The sequence below is a fragment of the Acidobacteriota bacterium genome, from assembly GCA_030697165.1.
Lineage (GTDB): Bacteria > Acidobacteriota > Vicinamibacteria > Vicinamibacterales > UBA2999 > 12-FULL-67-14b.
On sequence record JAUYQQ010000023.1, the window covers coordinates 294,791 to 320,170 of the forward strand.

Below are 25,380 nucleotides of genomic sequence, written 5' to 3' on the forward strand. Positions count from 1 at the left end.
ACGGGGGCCTACTCCTGGGCGGCGGTCGCGTCGGGCGCCGTCGTGAGGTTGAAGGTGCCGCTGCTGTCACCGAAGCTCTTGACCTCGTCCAGGCCCAGGCCGTGCATGACGCTCAGCATGGCGTTGGCCATCGGCGTGCCGTCGGCAGCCTTCAGGTGCAGCCCGCCCTTGAGCGCGCCGCCGGCCTTGCCCGCAAAGAACAGCGGGCAGCGCTTGTGGTTGTGGATGTTCGAGTCGCCCATCGGCGAGCCGTAGACCACCAGCGTGTTGTCGAGCAGGTTGCTGTCGCCGTCAGGCGTGTCCTTCAGCTTCTGGAGGAAGTACGGCAGCATGCCGATGTGGTACTTGTTGATCTTGGCGAACTCGAGGATGCGGTCTTCGCGATCGCCGTGGTGCGACGCCGGGTGGAAGCCGGTGCTCACGCCGCTCGTCGGGTAGACGCGGCTTGACGCGTCGCGGCCCATCTTGAACGAGAACACGCGGGTCGTGTCGGACGCGAAGGCCACCGCCTGCAGGTCGAACATCAGCTTGACGTGATCGTCAAACGAGTCGGGCACGCCGACCGGCGAGGTCGGCAGTTCGCGCATCTCGCCGCTCTTGTTGTAGGCCTCGACCTTCTGGATGCGCCGTTCGATCTCGCGCACTTCGTCGAGGTAGTTCGACAGGCGCGTGCGGTCGGCGGCGCCAATCTCCTGGTTCAGTCGCGCCAGCTGCGCGCTGATCAGGTCGAGAATGCTCTTGTCTTCGGCGCGGCGAATGGCGCGCTCTTCAGGCGTGGCGCCAACGCCGAACAACTGGTCGAACGCCAGGCGCGGGTCGCGAATCATCGGCAACGGCGAGTTGGGGTCGGCCCAGCTGATGGTGTCGGTGTAGACGCACGAGTAGCCGTAAGAGCAGCCGCCGGCCTGGTCAACCGCCTCGATGCACAGCTGCATCGATGGGATCGGCGTCTCCTGACCGAACTTCTGCGCGTAGAGCTGGTCCATCGACGTACCGGCGCGCACGCCCGAGCCCTGCGTCTGCAGCGGGTGGGCCTGGGTCAGGAACACCGCGCTCGAACGAAAATGGTCGCCGCCAATTTCCGGCAACTCAAACGCCTCAGCGTTGCGGACGTCGGTGTTGCTGACAATCGTCAGGTAGTCGCGGAACGGTTCGAGCGGCGCCAGGCTGGTCGGCGACAGGTCGAAGCCCGTGCCCACGGCCGCCGGCGACCAGAGGTTCTTCTGCAGGCCGAACTTGGTCGCACCCGCGGAGCCGTGCACCATCTCGATGGCGGCGAGCCGCACCTTGCCCGCGGCTGTCTTGGCGAAGACGGTGCGCGCCGGCACCATCGCCTCCAGCATCGGCAACGCCATCGTCACTCCCATGCCGCGCAGGACGGTGCGACGGGAAATGTGCTTCTTGGTGATGAACATCAGCCTCTCTCCTCCGTTAACGAACGACTTATCCGGCTAAAGCCGGATGCTACATTGCCCATGTGGTGTCCGCCTTCAGGCGGACCGTGCCTACCGACCCGCGGCGGTGGTCGTTTCGACCGCCGCGACCCGACCCATCCGGAACGCCGCGCTATTGGCGACTCCGGTAATGAACGACGAGAACTTGTAGTTGTTGCGCTTGGCGTCGCGGGCGATGGCGCGCACCGTCGGCATGTCGTACGGCTCGACGCGGCGGCCCAGGGCATAGGTCATCAGGCTCTCGGTGAAGCTGAGCATGATCACGTCCCGGTGCTTCAGCAGCGCATTGCGCAGCGCGATCGGGCCGTCGAGCTTGGTGCCGTCGAACAGGTCGCCGGCCGGATCGACCGGCACGCCGTTGTCCTTGATGCGCCAGACGCCGGTGACGTCGAAGTTCTCGAGCGCCAGCCCCAGCGGGTCGATCACCTTGTGGCACGACGTGCAGGCCGGGTTCTTGCGGTGTTCTTCCATGCGCTCGCGCACCGACAACGTCTTGCCCGCGTCAACCGACTTGGTCTCTTCGAGCGTCGGCACGTTGGGCGGCGGCGCCGGCGGCGGCGAGCCGAGCAGCACTTCCATCACCCACTTGCCACGCAGCACCGGCGAGGTGCGGTCGGCGATCGAGGTCAGCAGCAGCACGCTGCCCTGCCCGAGCACGCCGCGGCGATTGGGATCGGCCAGGGTGACGCGGCGGAACTGCGGACCCAGGATGTTCGGGATGCCGTAGTGCTTGGCCAGCCGCTCGTTGACGAAGGTGTGGTCGGCGGTCAGCAGGTCGGTCACCGGCCGGTCCTCGCGGATCAGGCTGTCGACGAACAACTCGGTCTCGCGCACCAGCGCCTGGGACAACGTGGTGTCCCAATAGGAATAGAAGTGATGGTCGGGCCGGACCTTCTCGACGTCCTGCAGCCGCAGCCACTGCGACGCAAACCGCGTCGACAACGCTTCGGAGCGCGGGTCGGCAAGCATGCGCTTCAGCTGCTTCTCGAACACGGCCGGGGTCTGCAGGGTGCCCTGCATGGCGACCTTCACCAGTTCCGCGTCGGGCACCGAGCCCCACATGAAGAACGACAGCCGCGACGCCAGGTCGAGGTCGCTGACCCGATATGTCTGGCCGGCCCGCAGCGTCGCCGGCGCCTGTTCCATGCGGAACAGGAACCGCGGGCTGGCCAGAATAGCCTGCACCGCCATGCGCACGCCCGACTCGAAGTCACCATCCTGGCGGCCGCGCTCGTAGAACGTCATCAGGCCCTGGAAGTCGTCGGCCTTGACGGGGCCGCGATAGGCCTGGGTCGCCAGCTTGCGGACGATGTCGCCGGCGCAGCGCGTTTCCTCGGCGGCGGTCGTCGGCCGGCACGAGAAAATCTTGCGGCGGCTCTCGGTATCGGACACGCCGGTCACCGCGACCGGCCCGGCCACCGTGAAGTCGCGCAGGTGCGGAATGGCGGTGGTCCCGAATACCTCGCCGATGTTGGTGTCGGCCAGGGTGTGCTCGATCGGCATGATCAAGTCGTCGGCCGGCCCCTCGAAGCGCTGCACGAACGCCGCCGACAGGCGGTGCTGGCCGGCCTTGATGTGGACCTTCGGCGTCTGCATGGTCATGCCGTTGGGGTCCTGCTCGTTCATGCGCGGGTTGATGTCCATCAGCGCGACGCGCGCGCCGTTGATCGACACCTCGATCTGCTCCCCGCGGTAGGGGCCACCGAACAGGTCGCCGGTGGGACCCATGTGCAGCATGATCTTGAAGTAATACTCGCCGTCGGCCGGAAACACGTGCAGCACCGACAGGCCGCCGCGGGTGCCGAGCGGCGCGCCCTCGACGTGGCGCATCTGCGAGGCCGTCCGCGGCACCTTCCAGGTGGTCGAACCGGGCGAGGCGTGGCGGTCGCCCACCGCCAGCCGGCTGATCTGGCTGGCCGCGCGCAGGTAGCCCTCCATCAGCGTGGAGGAAATCGTCTGCGAGTCGGCGATGTTGTCGAAGCCGTCGCTGATCGTGTCAGCCGGCAGGAAGGCGTTGACGTCAACATCGATCGCCAGCAGGTCCTTGACCGCGCGCGCATACTCCGCGCGATTCAGGCGCTGCGACGGACGCGACCCGGGATTGGGGTCGAGCGCGGCGGCGCGATCGATGCGGGCCTCGAAGGCAGTCGCCAGCGCGTTGATGACCTGGGGCTCAGGACGCCGCGAACCAGCCGGCGGCATCATGCCGGCGCGCAGCTTGCGGATGATCTTCTCGGTCGTCTCGGCGTGCTCGAGCACCTGCGCCGCATCGAAGGCGGCCAGTGACAGGCCGCCGGCCTTGCCGCGCTCACTGTGGCACCCGGCGCAGTACTGCTTGACGAGCGCGGTCTGCTCAGCCGAGGTCAGGACAGCGGCCGATGGGGAATGCGAAGCGGCCGGCCTCACCACCTGAGGCTGTCCCGCCGTAGCCGCCCGCGGGCTGGCGGCGGAGGCGGACCGCAAGGGCTGTTGACCGGCCGTCATGACGACCGCGGCGAGGACACCCGCTACTGTTAGACCCGTTCTTTTCATCATCAACACGACACGCACTTGTTGTTGTTCTTGGAGCCGAGCTTCTCGAGCAGCTTCAGCGTTTCGGGATAGGGCTGGGTGCGCTGCACCGGGCCGTTGGCCATGTCGGCCACCGTCTGGCCCTCGCGGTTCACCCTGGTAACGTCGGCGCCCTTGCTGACCAGGTAGAGAATCGATTCGTTGTCGCCACGCGCGGCCGCGTGGTGCAGCGCGGTATTGCCGTCGTGGTCCACCGCGTTGACGTCAGCACCGGCGACTTCGACCATGTACTTGATGCCGGGCAGGAAGCCCGCCGGCGAGTGGATGTGCGAGTTGGCGGCGAAGCCTTCGCCGAAGCCGACGCCCGACGCGGCCTGCAGCGGCGGCACGCCGGGACCGCCGAGCGGCACCGGCGGCAGGCCCGACACGTCGGCCGCCTGGCGCACTTCGCCGGTGTCGCCGAGCCGTTGCCGGCCGGCGGGACGCATCGTGGGAATGTTCGGGTCGGCGCCGTGCTCCATCAGCAGCGTCATCGCCGCGACGTCACCGGCAAAGGCGGCACGCCACATCGGCGTGGCGCCGATCTCGTCGACGCCGGCGAGATCGAAGTTGTATTCCGAGTACCAGACCTTCCGCGTGAGCCGCAGATTCGGATCGGCGCCCTTCTCGAGCAGCGCCTTCATGAACGACAGGTAGGTCGTCTGCTGCTGGTTGTGCGCCCGCGGCTGGGGATAGAGCGCGCGGGGGGCCCAGGTCACGTTCAGCGCGGCATAGAGCGGCGTCACGCCATTCTCGGCGGCCGCGTTCGGGTTGGCGCCGCGCTCGAGCAGCCACTGCGCCAGGTCGAACTGGCCGTTGATGGTGGCAATCAGCAGCGGGCTGGTCTTGTCGCCGGCCGACACCTGGTTGACGTCGGCACCGGCCGCCACGAGCGTCTTGACCGCGTCGGCATAGCCGCCGCGCGCCGCCAGCATCAGCGCGGTCACGCCGCCCTGGGTGCCGATCAACTCGTTATAGAAGAAGGGCCGGTCGATGCCGGGCCTGCCGCCGCCACCGCGACGACCGCCGCCACCGCCGGCACCTGGGGCCGGGGCCGGGGCATCCGCTGGCGGCGTGGTGCCGGCGGCCACGACTTGACCGGTGCGGCCCTGGCCGCCACCACCTGGCTGCGCGCCGCTGCCTGAGGCCTGCGCGAGGAACTCCTGTTCCTGGCTGCTGAGGCTCCCGACGTTGACCACCTTCGACGTCGCCTTGACGTCGGCACCGGCCTTGATCAGCGCCTGGATGGCCTCGACGCGGTTATTGGCGGTGGCAAACATCAGCGGCGTCTGCCCGAAGGTCTTCTCGCGCGCCTCGATTTCGGCGCCGTTTTCGACCAGCGTGGTGACCGCGGTGGCGTTGCCGGATCCGGCGGCAAGCATCAGCGCCGTGGTGCCGAGCGCGTTGCCGGCCTTGGCATCGGCGCCGCCGGTGATCAGGGCGGAAATCACGGCCGCGTGCCCGTGCTCGGCGGCCAGCAGCAGCGGCGTGTAGCCGCCCAGCCGCGTCGTGGCCTTGACGTTGGCGCCGGCGAACAGGAGCATCTGCGTCATCGCCGCATCGCCGTGTCGCGACGCCCAGTGCAGCGCGGTCATGCCGTCGCCCTGGGCCGCGTTCACGTCGGCGCCGCTCTTGATCAGCGTGCGCACGGCCTCGGTGTCGCGCTTCATCGCCGCATCGGCCACCGGCGCGGCCGCGGCGCCGAGCATCACCGACAGCGATAGCGCGAGGACAGCGACGAGCCCGAGACCCTGAATCACTTTGCGCATATGCGTAACCCTGTCACTTGCCTTCACCACGAAGAGCCCGAAGACTACGAAGAACGCGAAGCCAAGTTTTCCAGAAGGACTCTTCGTGTCCTTCGAGATGGCCTTCGTGTCCTTCGTGGTTGCCTTTACTCCGCCGACGCGGTGGTCACCGGCACGGTGTTCAAGTCGAACCGGCCGGTGCTGTCGCCGAAGCTCTGCACGTCGGTCAGGCCGATGTCCTGCATCAGGGCCAGCATCGCGTTGGCCATGGGCGTGCCGTCGGCGGCCTTCAGGTGCAGGTTGCCGCGCAGCGCGCCGCCCCCCTTGCCGGCCAGGAACAGCGGGCAGCGCTTGTGGTTGTGCACGTTCGAGTTGCCCATCGGCGACCCGTAGATCACGACCGTGTTGTCGAGCAGGTTCTTGTCGCCGTCCGGGGTGTTCTTCAGCTTGTTCAGGAAGTACGGAATCATGCTCACGTGATACCGGTTGATCTTGTTGAAATCGGTCACGCGGTCTTCGCGCTCGCCGTGGTGCGACGCGGGGTGGAACGCGGAGCGGACGCCGCTGTCGGGATAGACCCGCGCCGAGCCGTCGCGGCCCATCTTGAACGAGAACACGCGGGTCACGTCGGTGGCAAACGCCAGCACCTGCAAGTCGAGCATCAGCTTGACGTGCTCCTCGAACGAATCGGGCACGCCGATCGGCGCCTCCGGCAGTTCGCGGACTTCGCCGGACGCGTTGTGCGCCTCGACGCGCTGGATGCGGCGCTCGACTTCACGCACTTCCTCGAGGAAGGCGCCCAGGCGGGCGCGGTCGCTGGTGCCCAGCTGCTTCTGCAACCGCGCCACCTCTTCGCTCACCCAGTCGAGAATGCTCTTGTCGGTGCGACGAATGGCGGCGCGCTCGGCCGGCGTCGCGCCGACGCCGAACAACGAATCGAACGCCGCGCGCGGGTCGCGGATCATCGGCAGCGGGGTGTGCGGATCCGACCAGCTGATGGTGTCGGTGTAGGCGCAGCTGTAACCGTAGGCGCAGCCGCCCGACTGATCGACCGTCTCGATGCTCAACTGCATCGACGGGATGGCCGTCTCCTGGCCGAACTTGTGCGCGTAGAGCTGGTCGAGCGACGTGCCGGCCCGCACGTCGGAGCCCTGCGTCTTCTTGGGGTGCGACTGGGTCAGGAACACCGCGCTCGAGCGGAAGTGGTCGGCGCCGATCTCCTGCAGCGAAAACGCCTCGGCGTTGCGGACGTCGGTGTTGCTGACAATCGTCAGGTAGTCGCGGAACGGCTCGAGCGGCGACAGCGCGCTCGGGCTCAGGTCGAACGCGGTGCCGACCGCCGCCGGCGACCACATGTTCTTGGCGGCGCCGAAGACGGTCGCGCCGGCCGAGCCATGGACCATTTCAATGGCTGACAGCCGCACCTTGCCGGTGACCGCGGTCTTGGCGAGCAGCGTCTGGGCCGGCATCATTGCGTCGAGCAACGGCAGGGCCACGGTCACGCCAAGGCCGCGCAGAACGGTGCGGCGGGAGATGTGCTTCTTCGTGATAAATTCCATGGTTTCTATCTCTCCACTGTCGTCGTTTCGACTACGTCAGCCTTGCTCATCTGGAACGCCTGGCTCGTCACGATGCCCATGACGAACGCCGAAAACTTGTGATTCTGTTTCGCGGCCTCGCGTGTGATCCGGCGAATCGCCGGCATGTCGAAATACTCGACCCGCCGGCCGAGGCTGTAGGTCAGCAGCCGCTCGGTGAAGCTCAGCACGAACATGTCCTGGTGCTTCAGCAGCGCCGTGCGCAGGCCCGCGGGCCCGGTCATCTTGGTGCCGTCGTAGAGGTCGCCAATCGGGTCGACCGGGGCGCCGTTGTCGCGAATGCGCCACCGGCCGGTGACGTCGAAGTTCTCGAGCGCCAGGCCGATCGGGTCGATCACCTTGTGGCACGAGGTGCACGCCGGGTTGGCGCGATGCTGCTCCATCCGCTGGCGGGTCGTCAGCTGGACGCCGGCATCTTCGCCCTTGGTTTCCTCGAGCAGCGGCACGTTGGGCGGCGGCGCCGGTGGCGGCGAGGCCAGCAGCACTTCCATCACCCACTTGCCGCGCAGCACCGGCGAAGTGCGATCGGCGACCGAGGTCAGCGCGAGAATGCTGCCGTGGCCGAGCAGCCCGCGGCGGTTCTCGTCGGCCAGCGTGACGCGGCGGAAGTCGGGGCCGTTCACGTTCGGGAGGCCGTAGTGCTTGGCGACGCGCTCGTTGACGAACGTGTAATCGGCCGTCAGCAGTTCGGTGATCGGGCGATCGTCGCGGACGATGCTGTCGAAGAACAGTTCGGTTTCGCGCTTGAGCGCCTGCGCCAGCCCGAAGTCGTAATACGGAAACAACAGCGCGTCGGGATTGAGCTTGTCGAGGTCCTGCAGCCGGAACCACTGCGACGCAAAGCGGGTGGACAGTGCCTCGGCCTTCGGGTCGGCCAGCATGCGCTTGACCTGCGCGGCGAGCACGCCCGGCGCGCGCAGCGTACCGTTGCCCGCCACCTTCAGTAACTGCGCGTCGGGGCCCATGCCCCACAGGAAGAACGACAGGCGCGTCGCCAGGTCGCGATCGGTCAGGCGGTAGTTCTGGCCCGGCCGCACCGTGGCCGGCGCTTCCTCGAGCCGAAACAGGAACTTCGGGCTGGCGAGCATCGCCTGCACCGCGAGCCGGATGCCCGACTCGAAGTCCCCCTCACTGCGCCCCTGCTGGTAGAACTTCTGCAGGCCGTCGTAGTCGGCGGCGGTCAGCGGCGCCCGGTACGCCTGGGTCGCGAGCGTACGGATAATCTGCGACGCGCACGCGGCCTCTTCGGCGGCGGCGGTCGGACGGCAGGTGAAGATCTTGCGGCGGCTCGGGGTGTCGGACACGCCGGTCACCTTGAACGGACCACCGACCGCGAACTCGCGCAGGTGCGGCAGCGTCGTGATCCCGAAGCCCGAGCCGATCTGGCTGTCGGCCAGCGTGTGCTCGATCGGCGGCATCAGGTCGTCGGGCACCGCGTCGAAGCGCTGCACGAACGCGGCCGCCAGTTGATGCGTCCCCGCCTTGATGTGGACCCTCGGCGTCGTCAGGTTCATCCCGTTGGGGTCCGACTCGCTCATGCGCGGGTTGATCTCGACCGCGGCGACGCGCTCGCCGTCAATCGACACCTCGAGGATCTCGCCCCGCACGGTGCTGCCAAACAGCTGCCCGGTCGGGATTGAATGCAACTGCATGCGGAAGCTGTACTCGCCGTCGGCGGGGAACGTGTGCATGACGGCGATGCCGCCGCGCGTGCCGAACGGCGCGCCCTCGACGTGCCCCATCTGCGAGCCGGTGCGCGGCACCTTGAAGGTGACCTCGGCGGCGCCGGTCTTGGGGTCGCCGACCGCGAGCGCGCTGATGCGGCTGGCGGCGCGCAGGTAGCCTTCCATCAAGGTCGCCGAGAAGCTCTGCGAGTCGGCGACGTTGTCGAAGCCGGCGCTGATCTGGTCGGGCGGCAGGAACGCGCTGACGTCGACGTCCAGGTCGAACATGCCGCGCACCGCGCGCGCATACTCCGCGCGGTTCAGGCGCTGGAACGGACGGCGGCCGGGATTGGGGCTGAGCGCGGCCGCCTGGTCGAGTCGCGTCTCCATCGAGGTGGCGAAGGCCGTCAGCACGGTGGCGTCGGGACGCCGCGAACCCGAGGGCGGCATCATCCCCGCGCGCAGCTTGCGGATGATCTTCTCCGCGGTCTCCGCGACGTCAACGTCGTGGCCGACCTTCGACGCATCGAAGCCCTGCAGCGACAATCCCGCCGCGTTGTTCTTGTTGCGATCGTTATGACAGCTGGCGCAGTACTGCTTGACGAGCGCGTTCTGCCCGCCCTCGCTCGCTGACTGATTCGCGAGCTTCGGCGAGGCCGGCTCGTGGCTCACCGCGACCGCTGGCTCCGCCGGGGCAGCCTGTCTCGCCGTAGCGCGCGAAGCGAGCCCGGGCGCGGAGGCGGGCTGCTCCGCGTACACGCGGAATCCAAGCGCCGCGACCAACCCGAAACCGACCACCAACGAGAGTTTTTTCATGCTCGCCTTGTCCCCGGCTGTCGAGGACGGTTTTCAACAGGGCCGTTCTAACACTAAGAAGTCGAATTTTCAACGACTTAGAGGGATTTTGTGTCACGGCTTGTCACTGGCATGATAGTCTCCGTCGGCGGTCCGTGGACGGGCCGGAATCATGTTTTTGGGCCTGTTTTCTGGCCACATCCGCTGAACGCAGGGAGATCACACCATGGGACCTCAAAAGACCATCTCGCGACGGAGGGTTTTGGCGGCCGGAACGGCCGGAATTGTCGGTGCGGCCCTCCCAATTGCTGGTCAAAGCGCGGATCAGGCGGCTCGTCCCAGGGTGCCGGCGGACCCGACCAAGGTCCAGGGGCCGCTCAGCACCGACGTCGGGGGACGATCCCCCTTCGAACAGCCCAAGCGCGTCTCGCTCGGCGCTCGCCGGACGTCGAGCCTGACGCCGCTGCAGGATCTCGACGGCATCATCACCCCCTCGGACCTGCACTTCGAGCGGCATCACGGCGGCGTGCCCGCCATTGATCCCGCGCAGTACTCGCTGCTCGTTCACGGCATGGTCGACCGGCCGCTGGTGTTCACCCTCGCCGACCTGCGGCGCTTCCCCGGCCGCTCGATGATCCGCATGATGGAGTGCTCGGGCAACGGCGGGCGGGCCTATCGCCGCGAAGGCAACCAGACCGACGTCACGCCGCAACAGGTCGACGGCCTGACCAGCACCAGCGAATGGACCGGCGTGCCCCTCGCCACGCTGCTACGCGAAGCCGGCGCCTCGCCGAAAGCCAGGTGGCTGCTCGCCGAGGGCATGGACGCCGCCGTGATGACACGCAGCATCCCCATTGAGAAGGCGTACGACGATGCGCTGATCGCGTACGGGCAGAACGGCGAGGCGCTGCGGCCCGAGCAGGGCTACCCGGTACGCCTGTTCCTGCCGGGTGTCGAGGGCAACGCCAGCATCAAGTGGCTGCGCCGCATCGAGGTTGCCGACCAGCCGTTCATGACCCGCGAGGAAACCTCGAAATACACCGACCCGCTGCCCGACGGCACGGCGCGCATCTTCAGCCTCGACATGGATGCCAAGTCGCTGATCACCGAACCGGCCTTTCCCGACCAGCTGACCGGACCGGGCTGGTGGGAAGTGCGCGGCCTGGCGTGGAGCGGCCGCGGCAAGATCGCAAAGGTCGACATCAGTGTCGATGGCGGCAAGACCTGGCGGCCGGCGACGCTCGACGAACCGGTGCTGCCCAAGTGCCACACGCGCTTCCGCTTCCCGTTCGAATGGAAGGGCGGCGAAACCACCTTATTGAGCCGGGCCACCGACGAGACCGGCTACACGCAACCCACCCTCGATGTGCTGATGGCCGCGCGCGGGCCGGCCACCGCGTATCACTTCAACCACATCCGCGGCTGGAAGGTGCTGGCCGATGGCGCGGTGAAGTTCGCGGGGGGCGCGTAATGAGGATGGTTGTTGCTACGGCGCTGATCGCGGTTACGGCGTCCGCCTTCGCGTCCACCTTCGCACCCGATGATCAATCGAGTGCTTCGGCGAGACAGGCTCCTGCGGCGCCACGGTCGTACGGTCTCGGACGGGTCGCCACGGCTGACGAGATCAAGAAACTCGACATCGACGTCATGCCCGACGGCCGCGGTCTCCCCGCGGGCCGCGGGACGGTGGCCGAGGGCGCCACGATCTATGCGGCCAAGTGCCGTTCGTGTCACGGCGCGACCGGGGAAGGGGCTACGGCCGAACGCCTCGTCGGCCGCGAGTCGGGTCCCAACTTCAACTTCGCCATCGATCCGAAACTGGTGAAGACGGTCGGCAACTACTGGCCGTATGCGACCACGCTCTACGACTACACCTTCCGCGCGATGCCGTTCATGGAGCCCGGCACGCTGACGCCGAACGAGACGTACGCGCTCGTCGCCTACCTCCTCGCACTCAACAAGATCGTGCCAGACGACGCGGTGATGGACCAGGCGTCGCTGCCGAAGGTGGTGATGCCGGCGCGCGACAGGTTCGTGCCTGACAATCGAAAGGGCGGGAAGTTGGTGAAGTAGAGTCCGGCTTCAGCCGGACCCTGCTTCGGGTGCCAGTCCGCGGACGCGCCCCTGGCACTGCACTCCGGCTAAAGCCGGAGGCTACCCTAGCGCTGCACTCCGGCTAAAAGCCGGAGGCTACTTCTGTTGCGGGCTCACCGGCTTGAGCACCGTGAGGTCCTGCGAGTCCACCGAGTATTCGGTGAACGGCTGGTACATCTCGTCCCAGCTCTGCTCGGACCAGTACACCGGAAGGTGCGGGCCCGGGTTCCACTTGTTGCGCACCGAGTTGTCGTAGACGCCAATGCCGGTGATCTTGCTGCCGGCGGGAATCTTGAGCGGCTCGGCCAGCTCGTAATTGAACTGCCAGTTGAAGTCGAACTTCGGCACGTTCAGGATCGTCTGCTCGCGGCCATCGGGATAGGTCACGACCCACTTGAGGCTCTTGCCGCGCAGGTGCATGTGGGGCGACATCGCGTAGAGGGTGATGTCCTCGGTTACCGGCGTGATCCCGGTGAGCTTCCAGTTCTCCGCATACGGCGGGATGTTCGGCGTGGTCCGGCTGCGGCGGGTGCTGCTCGGGTCGGCGACGTACTCGGTCTCGCGGCCCTCGGCGCGATAGATCGACAGGCCGCCCTTGGTGGTCGCCAGCGGATCGCCCGCCTGGCGGATCAGCACTTCGTGGGTCACCGGCACCTTGTTGAACCAGATGCCCAGCTTGGTCCGATCCTTCTCGGGCTTGCCGGTCGGGTTGTAGTGCATCTGCCAGTTCACGTATTTGCCGGCGGGAATGCGCTTGCCGATGTTGGGGCGATGGATGTCGAGGCCGCGGCCCGGCACCCACGACAGCAGCTTGCTCGAGCCGGGCAGGCCGCTGTCGCTCGACGGCAATCCGCGCGAACCGCGATCGCCGATCACCTTGCCGTCGGGCCCGATGATGCGGCCGTTCTCGAGCGTCGTGCCTTCGGGAATGTCCACGAAGTAGATGCCGGCGTGGTGCAGCACCGCGCGGTTGCTCGGGTGCAACTCGACGACTTCCGCAAAGCGGTCCTCGGCCCACGGCACCTTCGAATAGAACATCTGCACGCCGACTTCGCCTTCGGCGGGAATCTCGAACTCGACCGGCATCTCGAGCACGGCGTCTGGCTCGCGTTCGCCGAACGTCCACCCGGTGGCGAACTTCGGCGGCGGCGGCAGGTCGGCGGCGTTGCCGCGCGCCGCGCCGCCATCGACCCACGCGGCAATCGTGTCGATCTCCTTCTGCGACAGGCTGATGTCGTTGCGCATCGGCAGGCTCTGGGTCATGTCGGCGCCCCAGGGCGGCATCTCGCGCGACACGACCTTGGCCTTGATCGCCCTGGCCCACGGCCGCGCGTCCTCGTACGACATCAAGTTCATCGGCGCCACTTCGCCAGGCCGGTGGCAGTTGGCGCATTTCTTGTACATGATCGACGCGACATCCTTGGCGAACGTCGGGGCACCGGCGGATGCCGGGGCTGGAGTTTGAGCGGCGGCGCTGACTGACCCCAGTGCCGCCACGCCGATCACGACGAGAACCAGTCGTTTCATATCGCCCTCTCTACCTGAACATCTTCAGAGCCGCCGCGGCCCAACCGCGGGAATCTTAGCCTATTTGGGTGCGCCGGCAACGCAGGTCGCCACCGCCTCGGCCGCCGAGGTCACGTTGATGCGGCTCATGGGCGCGGCCGTGATGAACAGGCCGCGAATCACCATGGTCCGGTCGCGATGCTGGGGAAAGCTGAACTCGCCCACGCCGAGTAAACGAAAGGCGTTCTTGCCCGCAGGCGGCTGCTTGGGCAACTCGGCCGCGGGGGCCTGGTTGGCCACGCTCGGCACCGGATCGGTCGCGGCGACGAGCACCCAATTGCCGGCACCTTGCTCGCGCAGGCAGCCGGTGACGCTGACAATCTCCACCTTGTTCGCCGCCGGCGCTTGCCATGTGGCGTCGGCCTTCAGGCCGACCACTCCGGCGAGGGATAGCACGAGCATCAAAGACAGGGTCATGACGGGTCGTATGATACCCGACGTGCCCCTTCGACTCGAGGGACTTCGCTCGCGAAGTCCCTCTCGCTCAGGACGAGTAGCCCTGGCGCTCCTGGCAATCCTTGCGGGAACGCCAGCGCTGCTCGCTCACGAAGCGGAACGCACCCGCGTCCTTCTGACTTTTACCGGCGATGAACGCTTCGTGCTCGAGGTCGCCAACGATCCCCTGTGGATGCTGCTGCGCCTCGAAACGTTCGCCGGCGGCACCGTGCCGCCCAATCCCACCGCGGCCGAACGCGATGCCCGTCTCGCGCAACTCACCGCCGTCTTCGCCGACCGCATCGTTTTGTTCGTGGACGGGCATGAGGTCCGCGCCGAGTCGGTGGTCTACCAGCCACCACCCACGTCGCCGCCGGATGCGCTGGCGCGCTTCACGCTGACGGGTCGCATGCCGCGCGGCGCCTCGACGCTGCGCTGGCTCTACGGAATCGTCGCCGATCCGTATCCGCTGGAGATTCGCCAGGCCGACGGATCGTCCACGGTCGAGTGGATCACCGGCACCAACTGGAGCGGCGTGATCGACCTGACGCGCAGCTTTCCGCAGCCCACCCGCTGGCAGATCGCGCGCCAGTATCTCGCGCTGGGCTACACCCACATCCTGCCGAAAGGGCTGGACCACATCCTGTTCGTCCTCGGCCTGTTCCTGCTCAGCCCGCGGGTGAAGACGCTGCTGCTGCAAGTGACGGCCTTCACCCTGGCCCACTCGATCACGCTGGGCCTCGCCATCTACGGGCTCGTCTCGCTGCCGTCACGCCTCGTCGAGCCGCTGATCGCGCTGTCGATCGCGTATGTCGCGATCGAAAATCTCGTCACGCGGGCGCTCACGCCGTGGCGGCTGGCCCTGGTGTTCGCGTTCGGCCTGCTGCACGGGCTGGGCTTCGCCGGCGTGCTGCGCGAGCTGGGATTGCCGCGCGGCGAGTTCCTCACGGGGCTACTGGCGTTCAATGTGGGCGTCGAAGGCGGACAGCTGACGGTGATCGCGATCGCGATGCTGCTGGTGTGGCCATTCGTAAATCGAGGCTGGTATCGCCACCGCGTGGTGCTCCCGGCATCGCTCGCGATTGGTGCGATGGGAATCTATTGGACGATTGCTCGCGTGCTCAGTAGCCAGTAGCCAGTAGCCAGTAGCCAGTAGCCAGTAGCCAGTAGACAGTAGCCAGTAGCCAGAAGAGCTCGTGTCTCTCTGGCATCTGGCTACTGGCATCTGGCTACTGGCATCTGGCTACTGGCATCTGGCTACTTCTGGAATTTCTGAATGCGCTGGCCGTAGGTGTCGGCGGCGTAGACACCGCCCTTCGAGTCGACCACGATGCCGTGGACCCAGTCGAACTCGCCGGGGCCGAGGCCCTGCTTACCCCAGGTCGCGACGAGTTTGCCGTCCTTCAACGACAGCTTGTGGACGCGCTCTCCTGCGTGGTCGGCGATGTATGCGAAGCCATCATCACCCGTGCGCGAGATGGCAATGTCCCACGGGTACCAGCCCTCGACCTTGATCTCGCGCAGGTAGTTCAGGTCCTTGTCGTATACCTGCAGCCGGTGCCCCTCGCGATCGATGATGTACATGTTGTCTTGCGCATCAAGCGCGAGCTTGTGGGGCAGCACCCACTCGCCGGGACCGTTGCCCTTGTCGGCCGGGCCGCCCGCGCCCTTGCCCACTTGCTTGATGAACTTGCCGGTCTTGTCGAACATCGCCACGCGGTTGTTGCCATAGCCGTCGGTGACGACGATGTTGCCGTTTCTGAGGACAGCGACGCCAGACGGCAGGTCGAAGTGCGTGGCGTCGTTGCCCTTCTCCATCGTGGTCCCGAGCTGGAGCAGGACCTTGTCCATCTTGGGGCTGAGCTTCACCACGCGGTGGGCGTCGCGCTCGATCATGTAGACGTTGCCTTCCCAGTCCACGGCACCGGAGTGCTGCCAGTTGGGGTCGAGCTTCTTGCCGTTGAGATCGATATCGCCGCCGGCCATCACCAGGTTGCCGGCCGGGTCGAACACCATGATCGGCTTGGCGCCGCGGTTGAACACGTAGATGCGATCCTGCGCGTCGATCGCGACGCCGGAGATGCCGGGTTGATTGGTGGGCGCCTGTCCGGGCGGCCGAGCGCCAGTCTGTCCAGTCGCACGACGCGCGGCCGCTTGCGCTTCGCGCTCCGCCGGCGGCGGCGGCGCGGTCTTCAGGCCGAAGAATTCGCCGGGCGGCAGTTTCGGCCAGTCCGGCACGAGCTTGTAGCCGCCATCCCCTTGCGCTTGCGCCGTCGCGGCGGCGAGCAAAATCACGACCACGAATGAAGAGACCAGTGTCCGTCGCATATACTCTCCGGCGGTGAGGATACACCACATGAGACGACCGGTGATTCTGGGCGCGCTGGCCGTGGTGCTGGCGTGCGGCGCGGCCGAAGCGCAAGAGGTACCCAAGGGGCAGATGCCGACGCTCGGCCGCCCGACGCAGACTGGCGACGAGGTGCCACTGCTCGACTTCGACGCGTACTTTGTCGGTAAGTGGACGTGGGAGTGGTCGATGCCCGAGACGGCGCTCGCGCCCGGCGGGGACTACACCGGCACCACGGTCTACCGGAAAGTGGACGGCCGCTTCTACGAAGCCGTTACGGAAGGCCAGGGCCCCGCGGGCGCGTTCACGGTTCGCGAGCTGATTGCGTATCACGCCGAGAACAAGACCATTGCCCGGCAGGTGACCGATTCACGTGGGCATGGACGATTGGAGCTTGGGCCCGTCGGTGGGGACCTGGGTGGGATCTACAACCTGCACTACGAGAGCGCGCCGTTCACCTACGGCGGCAAGACGATCCGCCTGAGGAACACCCTGCGCCTGCTGTCGCCGCTCGCCTACCGGGTGGCGACCAGCATCTCGGTGGATGGGGGCCCCTTCACCAACCTGGGGAACCCGTGGTGGCGCAAGAGCCCTTAACAGGAGACGAAGAGATCAGGAGAAACTACTCTCCTGATCTCCTTAACTCTTGTTACTTCTTGAGTTCGATCTTGATCTGCTTCAAGCTCTCGAGCTTGGCCTCGAGTTCGGTGGTGCCGACGGGAAACTTGTTGTACTTCAGCATGTAGGCGACGATGTCGGCCTTCTCGGCTGGACTCACGCCGGACGCGCCACTCGGCGGCATCGAAATGCGGATGCGCTCGAACAGGTCGCCTACCGACAGATCGGTCCAGTTGCCCATGAACTCGGGCCCCGCCAGGGCCGGCGCAAAACCATCACCGGTGAGATCGGCAGCGTGACACTCGGCGCACGCCGTCGTGTAAACGCCCAACCCGCGCTCGGCCTGGGCGTCGGTGTAGACACCGTCCCACACCGTGCGAGCGGCCTGCGCGCCGAGCGAGGACTGCGTGAGCGCCGAGGTCCAGGCAGCCGCCAAGACCAGGAAAGCAATGCGAAGCTTCATGGTGACCATTTTACAGGAGATCAGGAGTTCAGGAACTCCTTAACTCTTTGACTCCTGTTCCTCTGCCCAGAGCCACGCGGCACCCCTGACGCCACTCGCGTCACCATGCGCGGCGCGGACGAGCCGGGTGGCGACGCGATCGGAGAAGACAAACGGGGACCACCGCGCCGGCACGCTCGCATACAGCCGCTCGATGTTCGACAGCCCGCCGCCCAGCACGATCACATCCGGGTCGAGCACGTTGATGACGCTGGCGATGGCGCGGGCGAAGCGGGATTCGTAACGGGCCAGGGCGGCCTCGGCGCGCGGCTCGCCGGCCGCCGCGCGCATGGCCACCTCTGCCGCAGTCACTCGCTCGCCACCGCCGGCCGCGTAGTCGCGGACGAGCGCCGGTCCCGACAGGAACGTCTCGATGCACCCCGCGCGTCCGCAGTAGCACGCCGGCCCCGGCCGCTCGTCGTTGCCGGGCGCAGGCAGGGGGTTGTGTCCCCACTCGCCGGCAATGGCATTGGCGCCGGCGATCACGCGGCCGTGGACGACCAGCCCGCCACCGGTGCCGGTGCCGATGATCACGCCGAACACCACGGCGGCGCCCGCGGCCGCGCCGTCGGTCGCTTCGGACAGCGCGAAGCAATTGGCGTCGTTGGCCAGCCGCACCGAGCGCGCCAGCACGCGCGACAGGTCGTCGGCCAGCGGCTGGCCGATTAACCAGGTCGAGTTGGCGTTCTTGATCAAGCCAGTGGCCGGCGACACCGCGCCCGGAATGCCGACGCCGACCGTGCCGCGGCCGCCGGCGCCGGCTTCGAGCGCCGAGACGAGGCCGGCGATGGCGCGCACCGAGTCGTCGTAGCTGTCGCGCGGCGCGGGGATCCGGCGGCGCTGCAGCTCGCGGCCGTCGGCGGCGAGTGCCACGCCCTCAATCTTCGTCCCGCCCAGATCGATGCCGATGCGCATGCGTCGATTATGTCCGCGGAGCGGCGGACCATGGGTCTTCGCCGTCAATATACAGCCGCAGATTACACCGATTACACAGATTAAAATGCCCGCCGTCCCGCGCGAACCAGACACCAAGGACCCGCGTCGCCGGGCTGCGCCCGGCTGACCAGTGAGGCCCCCGGAGCGAGTTCGAGAGACCGGTCCCATCCGTCGGTTGTCTCTCGAACTCGCGCCGGGGACCTCACTGGCCGGCCGCAGGCCGGCGCGGGTCCTGAAATGTCTGTGTGAATCTGCGAAATCTGTGGCCGTGAAAACAGGCGCGGGGAGCCAACTGAAGCGGTCACGCCGCGGCTGCGGCGAGGGTGACGCCAAGCACGTCAACACAGTCGGGGCAGAACTCCGTGGCGCGGCCCTGTTCGATCAACCCCATCACCTGGTCGGGCGGCATCGCCTCGCGATAGGGCCGCGCGCTCATCAGGGCGTCGGCGACGTCGGCGACCGCCAGCACGCGCGCGGTCGGCGTCAGCTGCGCCGCGGTCAAGCCGCGAAAGTATCCGCGGCCGTCCAGCCGCTCGTGATGGTTGGCCGCATCCTCGGCCAGCTCTTCGAAGATCGGCACGCGCCGCAACACGTTCAACGTGTGTTCGGGGTGCTGCTTGACGATGGCCCATTCAGCGGGGGTGAGCTTGCCGGGCTTGTCGAGAATGGCGTTGGGGACGGCGAGCTTGCCAATGTCGTGCAACAGCGCGGCGCGGCGCAGCCGCGTCTGCTGCTCGGCGCTAAAGCCGAGGCGTTCGGCCATGCCGTGCGCAATCAACGAGACCCGGTCGGAATGTTCAAAGGTGAAACTCGACTTGGCGTCGATGACCCACGCAAACGCGGTGGCGATCTGATCCAGGCGCGCGTCGGTCGCGTCGATGGCCCGCTCCGCCGGTTCGGCGGCCGCCACGACGGCGTTGAGATCGGGCGCTTCGAGCGAGGCCCACAGTGCCGGACTCGAGATCGCCTGCAGGCAATCCACCAGTTCCGGATCGAACCAGCGGCCGCGCCGCTGCGATGCCATCTCGAGCGCGCGCTCGGGCCCGGCCACGCCCCAGAAGATCTCGACCACCTGCGACAAGCCGATGATCCGCGCGGCAATGGGAATGCGCTCGCCACTCACGCCTTGCGGGTGGCCGCCGCCATCCCAGTGTTCGTCCATCAGGTGCACGGCCTGGGCGGTCGCCTCCGACATGCCCAGCGCGCGGGCGATCGCGGCGCTGCGCGCGCAGCGGATCTCGAACAGCTCCCGTTCGGCCTTGGGCCCGATCGCCGCCAGGCGCAGGAATTGCCGCACGCGGGCCAGGAAGTCGCCTTCGGGCTCGACCCACTCGAGCGCGTAGCGCACCTTCTGATCCAGCTTGCGCCAGTCGCGCAGCCAGACGGCCCGCTTGGTTTCGTGCTCGTCCGGGCCGCCGAACATCTGGTAGACGCGCTCGGCGTTGGCCGAGCAGCCGGCATCCTTCAGCAACGCGGCGTAGAACAGGTCGGACGATTCCTCGGGCGACAGCCGCATGGCGTCAGCCAGCCGCATGGCGATCAGGCAGGTGCGCGCGGCGTGGCCGCGGGGGTGGCCCTCGGTAATGTCCAGCGCCGCCGACAAGCCCGACAGGACTGCCGAGATCGGGAATGTGGTGGGGGTTACATCCGGCACTGCGTTATGACGCTGATTGTCCCTCACCGGGTTCGCGAGGCAACCACGAAGAACACGAACACCACGATGGCTTCGTGTCTTCGCGAGCTTCGTGGTTGCGTTGGATCATCTCGTTGCCTTGTAACCCGGCCCACGGATGGGCTGGCCGGGCCGCTCGGCGGTGATCTTGCCGTCGGCCACGACGGCGCGCCCGTTGACGAGGACGTGGGCGATCCCCTCCGAGTAGTGAGTGGGATCGACAAAGGTCGAGACGTCGCGGATGGTGGCCGGGTTGAAGATCGTGATGTCGGCCTTCAGCCCCGGCTTCAGCAGGCCGCGGTCGGCGATGCCGAGGCGGGTGGCGGGCCGCGACGTGAAGCGCCGCACCGCGTCCTCGAGCGTGATCAGCTGCTCGTCGCGCACGTACTTGCCGAGCACGCGCGGAAACGAGCCCCAGGCGCGCGGGTGCGACTTCGACTCCGAGAACGGGCCATCCTCGGCGCGGGCCCCCGAATCGGTGCCAATCGAGATCATCGGGTGGGCCAGCGCCAGCCGCACATCGTCTTCGCGCATGATCGAGATGATGGTCGAGGTCTCGCCGCGGTCGGCGATCACCAGGTCCATGGCGGCGTCGCGCGGGTCCTTGCCCATCTCCTGGCCAATCTCGGCGAGGGTCTTGCCTTCCCACTTGCGCAACGACGGGTCCAGCACGGTTGACACCATCACGCCGGCGCCGCCGCCCGATCCGTACCACTGGTTCTCCCAGTCCTGCGCCGTCGAGTCATCCATGTCCTTCTTGATGCGATCGCGCAGCGACGGGTCGTTCAGTCGCGCCAGCATCTTGTCGAGCCCGCCCTCGCGCACCCACAGCGGCAGGCTGGCGTCGAGGCCGTTCGAGGCGCGATCGTACGGATACATGTTGGCCGTCACGTCGAGGCCGCGCGCCCGCGCCGCCTCGAAGTGTTTCAGCACTTCCGGCATGCGGCCCCAGTTGGCCTTGTAGGCGGTCTTGAGGTGCCACACCTCGGCCGGGGTGTTGGCGCGCTCCGCGATCGTGAACACCTCGTCCAGCGACGGGATGATCTGGCCCGACTCGGATCGCTGGTGCGAAATGTAAATGCCGCCGTGCTTGCGGGCCGCCGTGGCCAGCGCGACCAGTTCGTCAGTGGACGCAAACCGGCCGGGCACGTACTGCAGCGAGGTGCTGAGGCCGAGCGCGCCGTCGGCCATCGCGTTTTCGACCAGTTGCTGCATCTCCGCGATCTCCGACGCCGTGGCCGTGCGCTGGGTGTCGCCGACGACGTACGCGCGCAGGCCGCCGGCGCCCACGAACGTGCCGACGTTGAGGGCGGGCCGCTCCCGCTCGAGGCGCGCGAAGTACTCGCCGAGGGTGCGGAAGTCGAGCACCACCTTGAAGCGGTCGAACTGCGGCTTCACCGAGGCCGCCAGCCGATCGTTCAAGGGCGCGATCGACGACCCTTCGCCGGTGATCTCGGTGGTGATGCCCTGCGTGATCTTGCTCGCGGCGCGGCCGTCCACCAGGATGTTGAACTCCGACTGCCCGAGCATGTCGATGAAGCCGGGCGCCACCACCAGGTTGGTCGCATCAATCGTCGTCTTGGCGCTCTGCCCCGCCAGCTGCCCAATCGCGGTGATCCGATCACCCGTGATGCCGACGTCGCCGAGGAACCACGGCGCGCCCGTGCCGTCGACAATGCGGCCGCCGGTGATGAGGACGTCGAAGCCGGCGCTCGCGGCGGGCGCGGCGCCAGGCGCCGACAGCGGCGGTGCCTGGCACGCGCTCAGCACTCCGGCCACGCACGCGATGAGAAAAAACCGTTTCATGCACATTCTCCTGGGGCGGCCTGGCTCGCCATTCAGTTGGGAGCGACAGCGCACGTGCGGAATCCTATGTAGAATCACTGACGGATGTCGAGCTTCGCCTTTCTGTGGCCCACGGCCGCCTGCGTGATCGCGGGCGCCGCGCTCTACGTCACACGGGGCGTCCTCGACCAGACCGTGACCCCGGCCGGGGTGGTGCGCTTCGCGATGTTGCCCCCGTGGCAGGCGCTGCTCGGGTTCTTGTGTCTCGCCGGACTGGTGCTGCTCGGCATCGATCACCTCAACGCCCCGCGCGGCACCACCACCAATCGCCGGCCACGGCTCGGCGAACTGGTGCTGCCGCTCGTCGCGCTCGGCGTCCTGATCGTGCCGTTCCTGCCGATCGTGCCGGACCGCTGGCCGGTGTTCCAGGCGCTGGCGGGACCACTCGGCGCAATCGTGTGGTTGAGCGTAGCGGGTCTGCAGGTGTGGACGTTGTGGCAGAGCCGGCTGCTCACCGCGCGCTGGCTGGAGCGGTGGACGCTGTGGCGCGTCACGGCGGGCATCGGGATCGCGACGGCCGCCCTCGCCGCACTCGCCAGCGCGCGGCTCACGAACACGCCACTATTCCCCTCGGGCGATGAGCCTCACTACCTGGTGATCGCGCAAAGCTTGTGGCGCGACGGCGACCTCAAGATCGAGAACAACCACACCAGGGGTGACTACAAGGAATACTTCGCCCCCGACCTCGAGCCTCATTACCTGACGCGCGGCAGCGACCAGGAGATCTACTCGATCCACCCGGTGGGCCTGCCGGTCCTGCTGGCGCCGGTCTACGCGACGGGCGGTTACGCAGCCGTGGTCTGGCTCCTGATCCTGATGGGCGCCACCGCCGCCGCGATCGCGTGGTGGTGGACCATGGCCACGGTCAACACCGCCGGCGCGGCCACGTTCGCGTGGGCCGCCATTGCCGGCACCGCGCCCTTCCTGTTCAACACGTTCACGGTCTATCCGGAGATCGCCGCCGCCCTCGCCGTGATGATTGCGCTGGTCACGACGATGAGGACCAATCCGGCGGCGCCGGGCCTGGCGCGGTGGCTCGCCGTCGGCGTCGCGTGCGCGGCGCTGCCGTGGCTGAGCACGAAGTACGCCCCGATGTCGGCCGCCCTGGTCCTGGTGGCGGCCCTGCGGCTGAAAAGTGGACCTGCTCCCCTTTTAGGTAATCCGAAAGTCTGGGGGGTGGTCGCGCCGTATGCGCTGTCGCTTGCCGGCTGGTTGACGTTCTTCTACGCCATCTGGGGGGTTCCGCTCCCCATGGCGCCGTATGGCGCGCTGGTGCAGACCTCGCCGCTCAACCTGGCCTTCGGCGCGCCGGGGTTGTTCTTCGATCAGGAGTACGGCCTGCTGGCGTTCGCACCGGTTTACGTGCTGGCCGTGACCGGGCTGTACCAGATGTGGCGCAGCGGCGGAGAATCGAGGCGGCAGGCGCTGGAGATCGCGATCGTGTTCGGCGCGCTGGTGGCCACCGTGGGCGCGTTTCGCATTTGGTGGGGCGGCACCTCCGCACCGGCGCGGCCGCTCGCGTCAGGGCTGCTGCTGCTGTCGCTGCCCATCGCAACCGCGTTCCGGACGGCGCCCGCCGGATCGGCGCGCCGTGCGGGCCAGCACCTGTTGCTGTGGATCAGCGTCGGCATCGCCCTGACGCTGGCGACCGCGCAAGGCGGGTTGCTGATCAACAACGATCGCGACGGCACCTCGGCGTTGCTGGAGTACTGGTCGCCGCGGTGGGAACTGTGGACGCTGGCGCCCACGTTCATCCTGCAACCGACGGCCATCGCGTGGCTGCAGGCGCTCTTGTGGGTGGCGGCGGCCGCCGGCGCGGGCTGGTTCCTGTCGCGGCACACGACCACCCGCCCCGGGGCGGCGGCGCTCGTTGCTGCGGGCACGCTCGGACTGGCGCTGCTGGCCGTCTCACTGGCATTCCCGTTCCTGCCCACCGGCACCCCGATGCCGCGCGTGGATCTGGGCGCCCGCTCGCGGTTGACCACGCTCGACGGCTTCGACGCGCGCGTCCGGCCGGCAGCGATCATCTACGATCCGCTCCGAAAGGTGGGGGCGACGGAGGTGCTGCCGCAAGTGCGCCTCGGGGTGGAGCCGGGCCTGCGCACCCGGCAGCAACCGGTCCGCGTGCTGCACAACGGACGCTTCTCGCTGCCGGCCGGGACCTACCACGTTGACGTCCGCTTCAACGACCTGACGCCGGCGCAGCCGACACCGTTCGCGCTGCAGGTGGGCCGCGTCGGCCCGCCGCTCCAGACCTGGAATCTGCAGCCCACGCCCGGCGCCAGCTGGCACACCAGCCTCTGGCTGGCCCTCGACGCCAGCTTTGTGGGCTTCCGCGGGCCGGCCGAAATGGAACGGGCGATCGCCTCGATCACGATCACGCCCACCGCGGTGGTCGACTCCGGCGCCCGGCCGCTGGTCGGCGAAGTGCTGTCGGCGGCCACGTACCACGGCGTGATGTTCTATTTCCACGACGAGCAGATGTACCCGGAGCCGGGCGGCTTCTGGACCATCGGCCGGCGCACGGCCGAAGTGACCGTGGCGGTCCCGCCTGGGCGCACCGCCCCGGTGGTGTTGCGCATTCACGGCGGCGCGCAGGCCAACCGCGCCATCATCACCACCTTCGGATGGCGACGCGAACTCGCGCTCATGCCGGGAGAAGCCGCCGAGATCGAGCTGCCGGTCGTGGCCGGCGGGGTCGTCCCGCTGACCATCGCCACCGAGGACGGCTTCTCGCCGCGCACGTTCGACCCTTCATCAACCGACCCGCGGTTCCTCGGCATCTGGGTCGAGATGCTGGACCCGGTGAAAGAACCATCATGATGTCGATTGCCGACCTGAGACGAGAGTACGCCAGCCGCGCGCTCGGTGAAGCCCACGCCGACGCCGATCCGATTCGCCAGTTCACGGCGTGGTTCGATGAAGCGGCCAGCGCGCAGATCCTCGACGTGAACGCCATGACGCTGGCAACCACGACGCCTGACGGCGATCCCGACGCGCGGATCGTGCTGCTCAAGGGCTTCGACGCCGATGGCTTCGTGTTTTTCACCAACTACGCGAGCACGAAAGGCGAGCAGCTGCTGGCGCGTCCCCGCGCGTGCCTGCTGTTTTTCTGGGTCGAACTCGAGCGCCAGGTCCGCATCACTGGCGCCGTGACCAAGGTCTCGCGGGCCGAGTCGGATGAGTACTTTCACTCGCGGCCGTTCGAGAGCCAGGTCGGCGCGTGGACGTCGGCGCAAAGCTCGCCGGTGGCCGATCGCGCCGTGCTCGAAACCCGCTACGCGGAGTTGTCGGCGCAATACGCCGGACAGACCGTGCCGTTGCCCGAGTTCTGGGGCGGCTACCGGGTGGCGCCGGAGAAGGTCGAGTTCTGGCAGGGCCGGCCGAGCCGCCTGCACGATCGGCTGCTCTACACGCGCGGCGCCAGTGGCTGGTCGCGCTCGCGCCTGGCACCTTAAAGGCCACCGATTCACACCGATTGGGCACCGATACTCGGACGCGTTTCTAGAGGTCGAAGGTGCCCTCGCCCACGCGCACGGCTTTGCCGCCGACCTGC

General features: G+C 67.7%; 18 protein-coding genes. 6 read left to right on the top strand and 12 right to left on the bottom strand.

Annotation, left to right across the window (positions count from 1 at the left end; genetic code table 11):
- Positions 1–8: 8 nt before the first annotated feature.
- From Q8T13_23450 to Q8T13_23470, 5 genes are all read right to left on the bottom strand, one after another.
- Positions 9–1,415: a DUF1552 domain-containing protein gene (locus Q8T13_23450; protein MDP3720729.1), complete on the bottom strand. Its 1,407-nt coding sequence runs from the start codon at positions 1,413–1,415 to the stop codon at positions 9–11.
- A 90-nt stretch (positions 1,416–1,505) separates the two neighbouring features.
- A complete protein-coding gene (locus tag Q8T13_23455) occupies positions 1,506–3,989 on the bottom strand; it encodes a DUF1592 domain-containing protein (GenBank protein MDP3720730.1) in 2,484 nt (827 codons plus the stop codon).
- Positions 3,989–5,773, bottom strand: a complete 1,785-nt coding sequence (locus Q8T13_23460) for an ankyrin repeat domain-containing protein (protein MDP3720731.1) — start codon at positions 5,771–5,773, stop codon at positions 3,989–3,991. Before Q8T13_23460 ends, Q8T13_23455 begins: the two co-directional genes overlap by 1 nt.
- Positions 5,774–5,898: 125 nt before the next feature.
- Complete coding sequence (locus Q8T13_23465; GenBank protein MDP3720732.1) at positions 5,899–7,311, bottom strand: DUF1552 domain-containing protein; 1,413 nt, start codon at positions 7,309–7,311, stop codon at positions 5,899–5,901.
- Between the two features lie 5 nt (positions 7,312–7,316).
- A complete protein-coding gene (locus tag Q8T13_23470) occupies positions 7,317–9,830 on the bottom strand; it encodes a DUF1592 domain-containing protein (protein ID MDP3720733.1) in 2,514 nt (837 codons plus the stop codon).
- A 205-nt stretch (positions 9,831–10,035) separates the two neighbouring features.
- Between Q8T13_23470 and soxC the strand changes: the two genes are divergently transcribed.
- Together soxC and Q8T13_23480 are read left to right on the top strand one after the other, a co-directional pair.
- Positions 10,036–11,280 (top strand): sulfite dehydrogenase, encoded by a 1,245-nt coding sequence (gene soxC, locus Q8T13_23475; protein MDP3720734.1) that lies wholly within the window; start codon positions 10,036–10,038, stop codon positions 11,278–11,280.
- 5 nt (positions 11,281–11,285) lie between these two features.
- Positions 11,286–11,882, top strand: a complete 597-nt coding sequence (locus tag Q8T13_23480; protein MDP3720735.1) for a cytochrome c — start codon at positions 11,286–11,288, stop codon at positions 11,880–11,882.
- 117 nt (positions 11,883–11,999) lie between these two features.
- Here the strand turns inward: Q8T13_23480 and Q8T13_23485 are convergent, their stop codons facing one another.
- Positions 12,000–13,430 carry a hypothetical protein gene (locus tag Q8T13_23485; GenBank protein ID MDP3720736.1) on the bottom strand — a complete coding sequence of 477 codons (1,431 nt, stop codon included), beginning with the start codon at positions 13,428–13,430 and terminating at the stop codon, positions 12,000–12,002.
- 60 nt (positions 13,431–13,490) lie between these two features.
- Entirely contained in the window at positions 13,491–13,886 is a 396-nt protein-coding gene (locus Q8T13_23490; GenBank protein ID MDP3720737.1) for a hypothetical protein, read from the bottom strand.
- A gap of 22 nt (positions 13,887–13,908) precedes the next feature.
- Here Q8T13_23490 and Q8T13_23495 point away from each other — a divergent pair, with 22 nt between their 5' ends.
- Complete coding sequence (locus Q8T13_23495; protein ID MDP3720738.1) at positions 13,909–15,039, top strand: HupE/UreJ family protein; 1,131 nt, start codon at positions 13,909–13,911, stop codon at positions 15,037–15,039.
- Between the two features lie 122 nt (positions 15,040–15,161).
- Here Q8T13_23495 and Q8T13_23500 read toward each other — a convergent pair whose 3' ends face one another.
- On the bottom strand, positions 15,162–16,232 hold the full coding sequence (locus Q8T13_23500; protein MDP3720739.1) for a 6-bladed beta-propeller: 1,071 nt from the start codon (positions 16,230–16,232) through the stop codon (positions 15,162–15,164).
- A gap of 28 nt (positions 16,233–16,260) precedes the next feature.
- On the opposite strand from Q8T13_23500, the gene Q8T13_23505 reads away from it, so the two are divergent.
- Positions 16,261–16,848 (top strand): hypothetical protein, encoded by a 588-nt coding sequence (locus Q8T13_23505; protein ID MDP3720740.1) that lies wholly within the window; start codon positions 16,261–16,263, stop codon positions 16,846–16,848.
- A gap of 52 nt (positions 16,849–16,900) precedes the next feature.
- Here the strand turns inward: Q8T13_23505 and Q8T13_23510 are convergent, their stop codons facing one another.
- The 4 genes from Q8T13_23510 to Q8T13_23525 form a co-directional block, all read right to left on the bottom strand.
- The gene (locus tag Q8T13_23510; GenBank protein ID MDP3720741.1) at positions 16,901–17,332 is read right to left on the bottom strand and encodes a cytochrome c; all 432 of its coding nucleotides are present in this window, start codon (positions 17,330–17,332) and stop codon (positions 16,901–16,903) included.
- Positions 17,333–17,371: 39 nt separating this feature from the next.
- The gene (locus Q8T13_23515) at positions 17,372–18,286 is read right to left on the bottom strand and encodes an ROK family protein (protein ID MDP3720742.1); all 915 of its coding nucleotides are present in this window, start codon (positions 18,284–18,286) and stop codon (positions 17,372–17,374) included.
- A gap of 322 nt (positions 18,287–18,608) precedes the next feature.
- Positions 18,609–19,961 (bottom strand): HD domain-containing phosphohydrolase, encoded by a 1,353-nt coding sequence (locus tag Q8T13_23520; protein ID MDP3720743.1) that lies wholly within the window; start codon positions 19,959–19,961, stop codon positions 18,609–18,611.
- 105 nt (positions 19,962–20,066) lie between these two features.
- On the bottom strand, positions 20,067–21,785 hold the full coding sequence (locus Q8T13_23525) for a D-aminoacylase (protein MDP3720744.1): 1,719 nt from the start codon (positions 21,783–21,785) through the stop codon (positions 20,067–20,069).
- Positions 21,786–21,869: 84 nt separating this feature from the next.
- On the opposite strand from Q8T13_23525, the gene Q8T13_23530 reads away from it, so the two are divergent.
- Together Q8T13_23530 and pdxH are read left to right on the top strand one after the other, a co-directional pair.
- A complete protein-coding gene (locus tag Q8T13_23530) occupies positions 21,870–24,647 on the top strand; it encodes a hypothetical protein (protein ID MDP3720745.1) in 2,778 nt (925 codons plus the stop codon).
- Positions 24,644–25,282, top strand: coding sequence for a pyridoxamine 5'-phosphate oxidase (pdxH, locus tag Q8T13_23535; GenBank protein MDP3720746.1), 639 nt, complete (start codon positions 24,644–24,646; stop codon positions 25,280–25,282). Before Q8T13_23530 ends, pdxH begins: the two co-directional genes overlap by 4 nt.
- Positions 25,283–25,380: the final 98 nt, after the last annotated feature.

What these genes read in the sequence shown, in the direction of transcription:
- Q8T13_23450 (MDP3720729.1), bottom strand. Translation starts at nt 1,415, where the DNA reads ATGTTCATCACCAAGAAGCACATTTCCCGTCGCACCGTCCTGCGCGGC.
- Q8T13_23505 (MDP3720740.1), top strand. Translation starts at nt 16,261, where the DNA reads ATGAGACGACCGGTGATTCTGGGCGCGCTGGCCGTGGTGCTGGCGTGC.
- Q8T13_23525 (MDP3720744.1), bottom strand. Translation starts at nt 21,785, where the DNA reads ATGAAACGGTTTTTTCTCATCGCGTGCGTGGCCGGAGTGCTGAGCGCG.
- Q8T13_23485 (MDP3720736.1), bottom strand. Translation starts at nt 13,430, where the DNA reads ATGAAACGACTGGTTCTCGTCGTGATCGGCGTGGCGGCACTGGGGTCA.
- Q8T13_23470 (MDP3720733.1), bottom strand. Translation starts at nt 9,830, where the DNA reads ATGAAAAAACTCTCGTTGGTGGTCGGTTTCGGGTTGGTCGCGGCGCTT.
- Q8T13_23510 (MDP3720741.1), bottom strand. Translation starts at nt 17,332, where the DNA reads ATGAAGCTTCGCATTGCTTTCCTGGTCTTGGCGGCTGCCTGGACCTCG.
- Q8T13_23515 (MDP3720742.1), bottom strand. Translation starts at nt 18,286, where the DNA reads ATGCGCATCGGCATCGATCTGGGCGGGACGAAGATTGAGGGCGTGGCA.
- Q8T13_23500 (MDP3720739.1), bottom strand. Translation starts at nt 16,232, where the DNA reads ATGCGACGGACACTGGTCTCTTCATTCGTGGTCGTGATTTTGCTCGCC.
- Q8T13_23480 (MDP3720735.1), top strand. Translation starts at nt 11,286, where the DNA reads ATGGTTGTTGCTACGGCGCTGATCGCGGTTACGGCGTCCGCCTTCGCG.
- Q8T13_23465 (MDP3720732.1), bottom strand. Translation starts at nt 7,311, where the DNA reads ATGGAATTTATCACGAAGAAGCACATCTCCCGCCGCACCGTTCTGCGC.
- Q8T13_23455 (MDP3720730.1), bottom strand. Translation starts at nt 3,989, where the DNA reads ATGATGAAAAGAACGGGTCTAACAGTAGCGGGTGTCCTCGCCGCGGTC.
- Q8T13_23460 (MDP3720731.1), bottom strand. Translation starts at nt 5,773, where the DNA reads ATGCGCAAAGTGATTCAGGGTCTCGGGCTCGTCGCTGTCCTCGCGCTA.
- Q8T13_23490 (MDP3720737.1), bottom strand. Translation starts at nt 13,886, where the DNA reads ATGACCCTGTCTTTGATGCTCGTGCTATCCCTCGCCGGAGTGGTCGGC.
- pdxH (MDP3720746.1), top strand. Translation starts at nt 24,644, where the DNA reads ATGATGTCGATTGCCGACCTGAGACGAGAGTACGCCAGCCGCGCGCTC.
- soxC (MDP3720734.1), top strand. Translation starts at nt 10,036, where the DNA reads ATGGGACCTCAAAAGACCATCTCGCGACGGAGGGTTTTGGCGGCCGGA.
- Q8T13_23530 (MDP3720745.1), top strand. Translation starts at nt 21,870, where the DNA reads ATGTCGAGCTTCGCCTTTCTGTGGCCCACGGCCGCCTGCGTGATCGCG.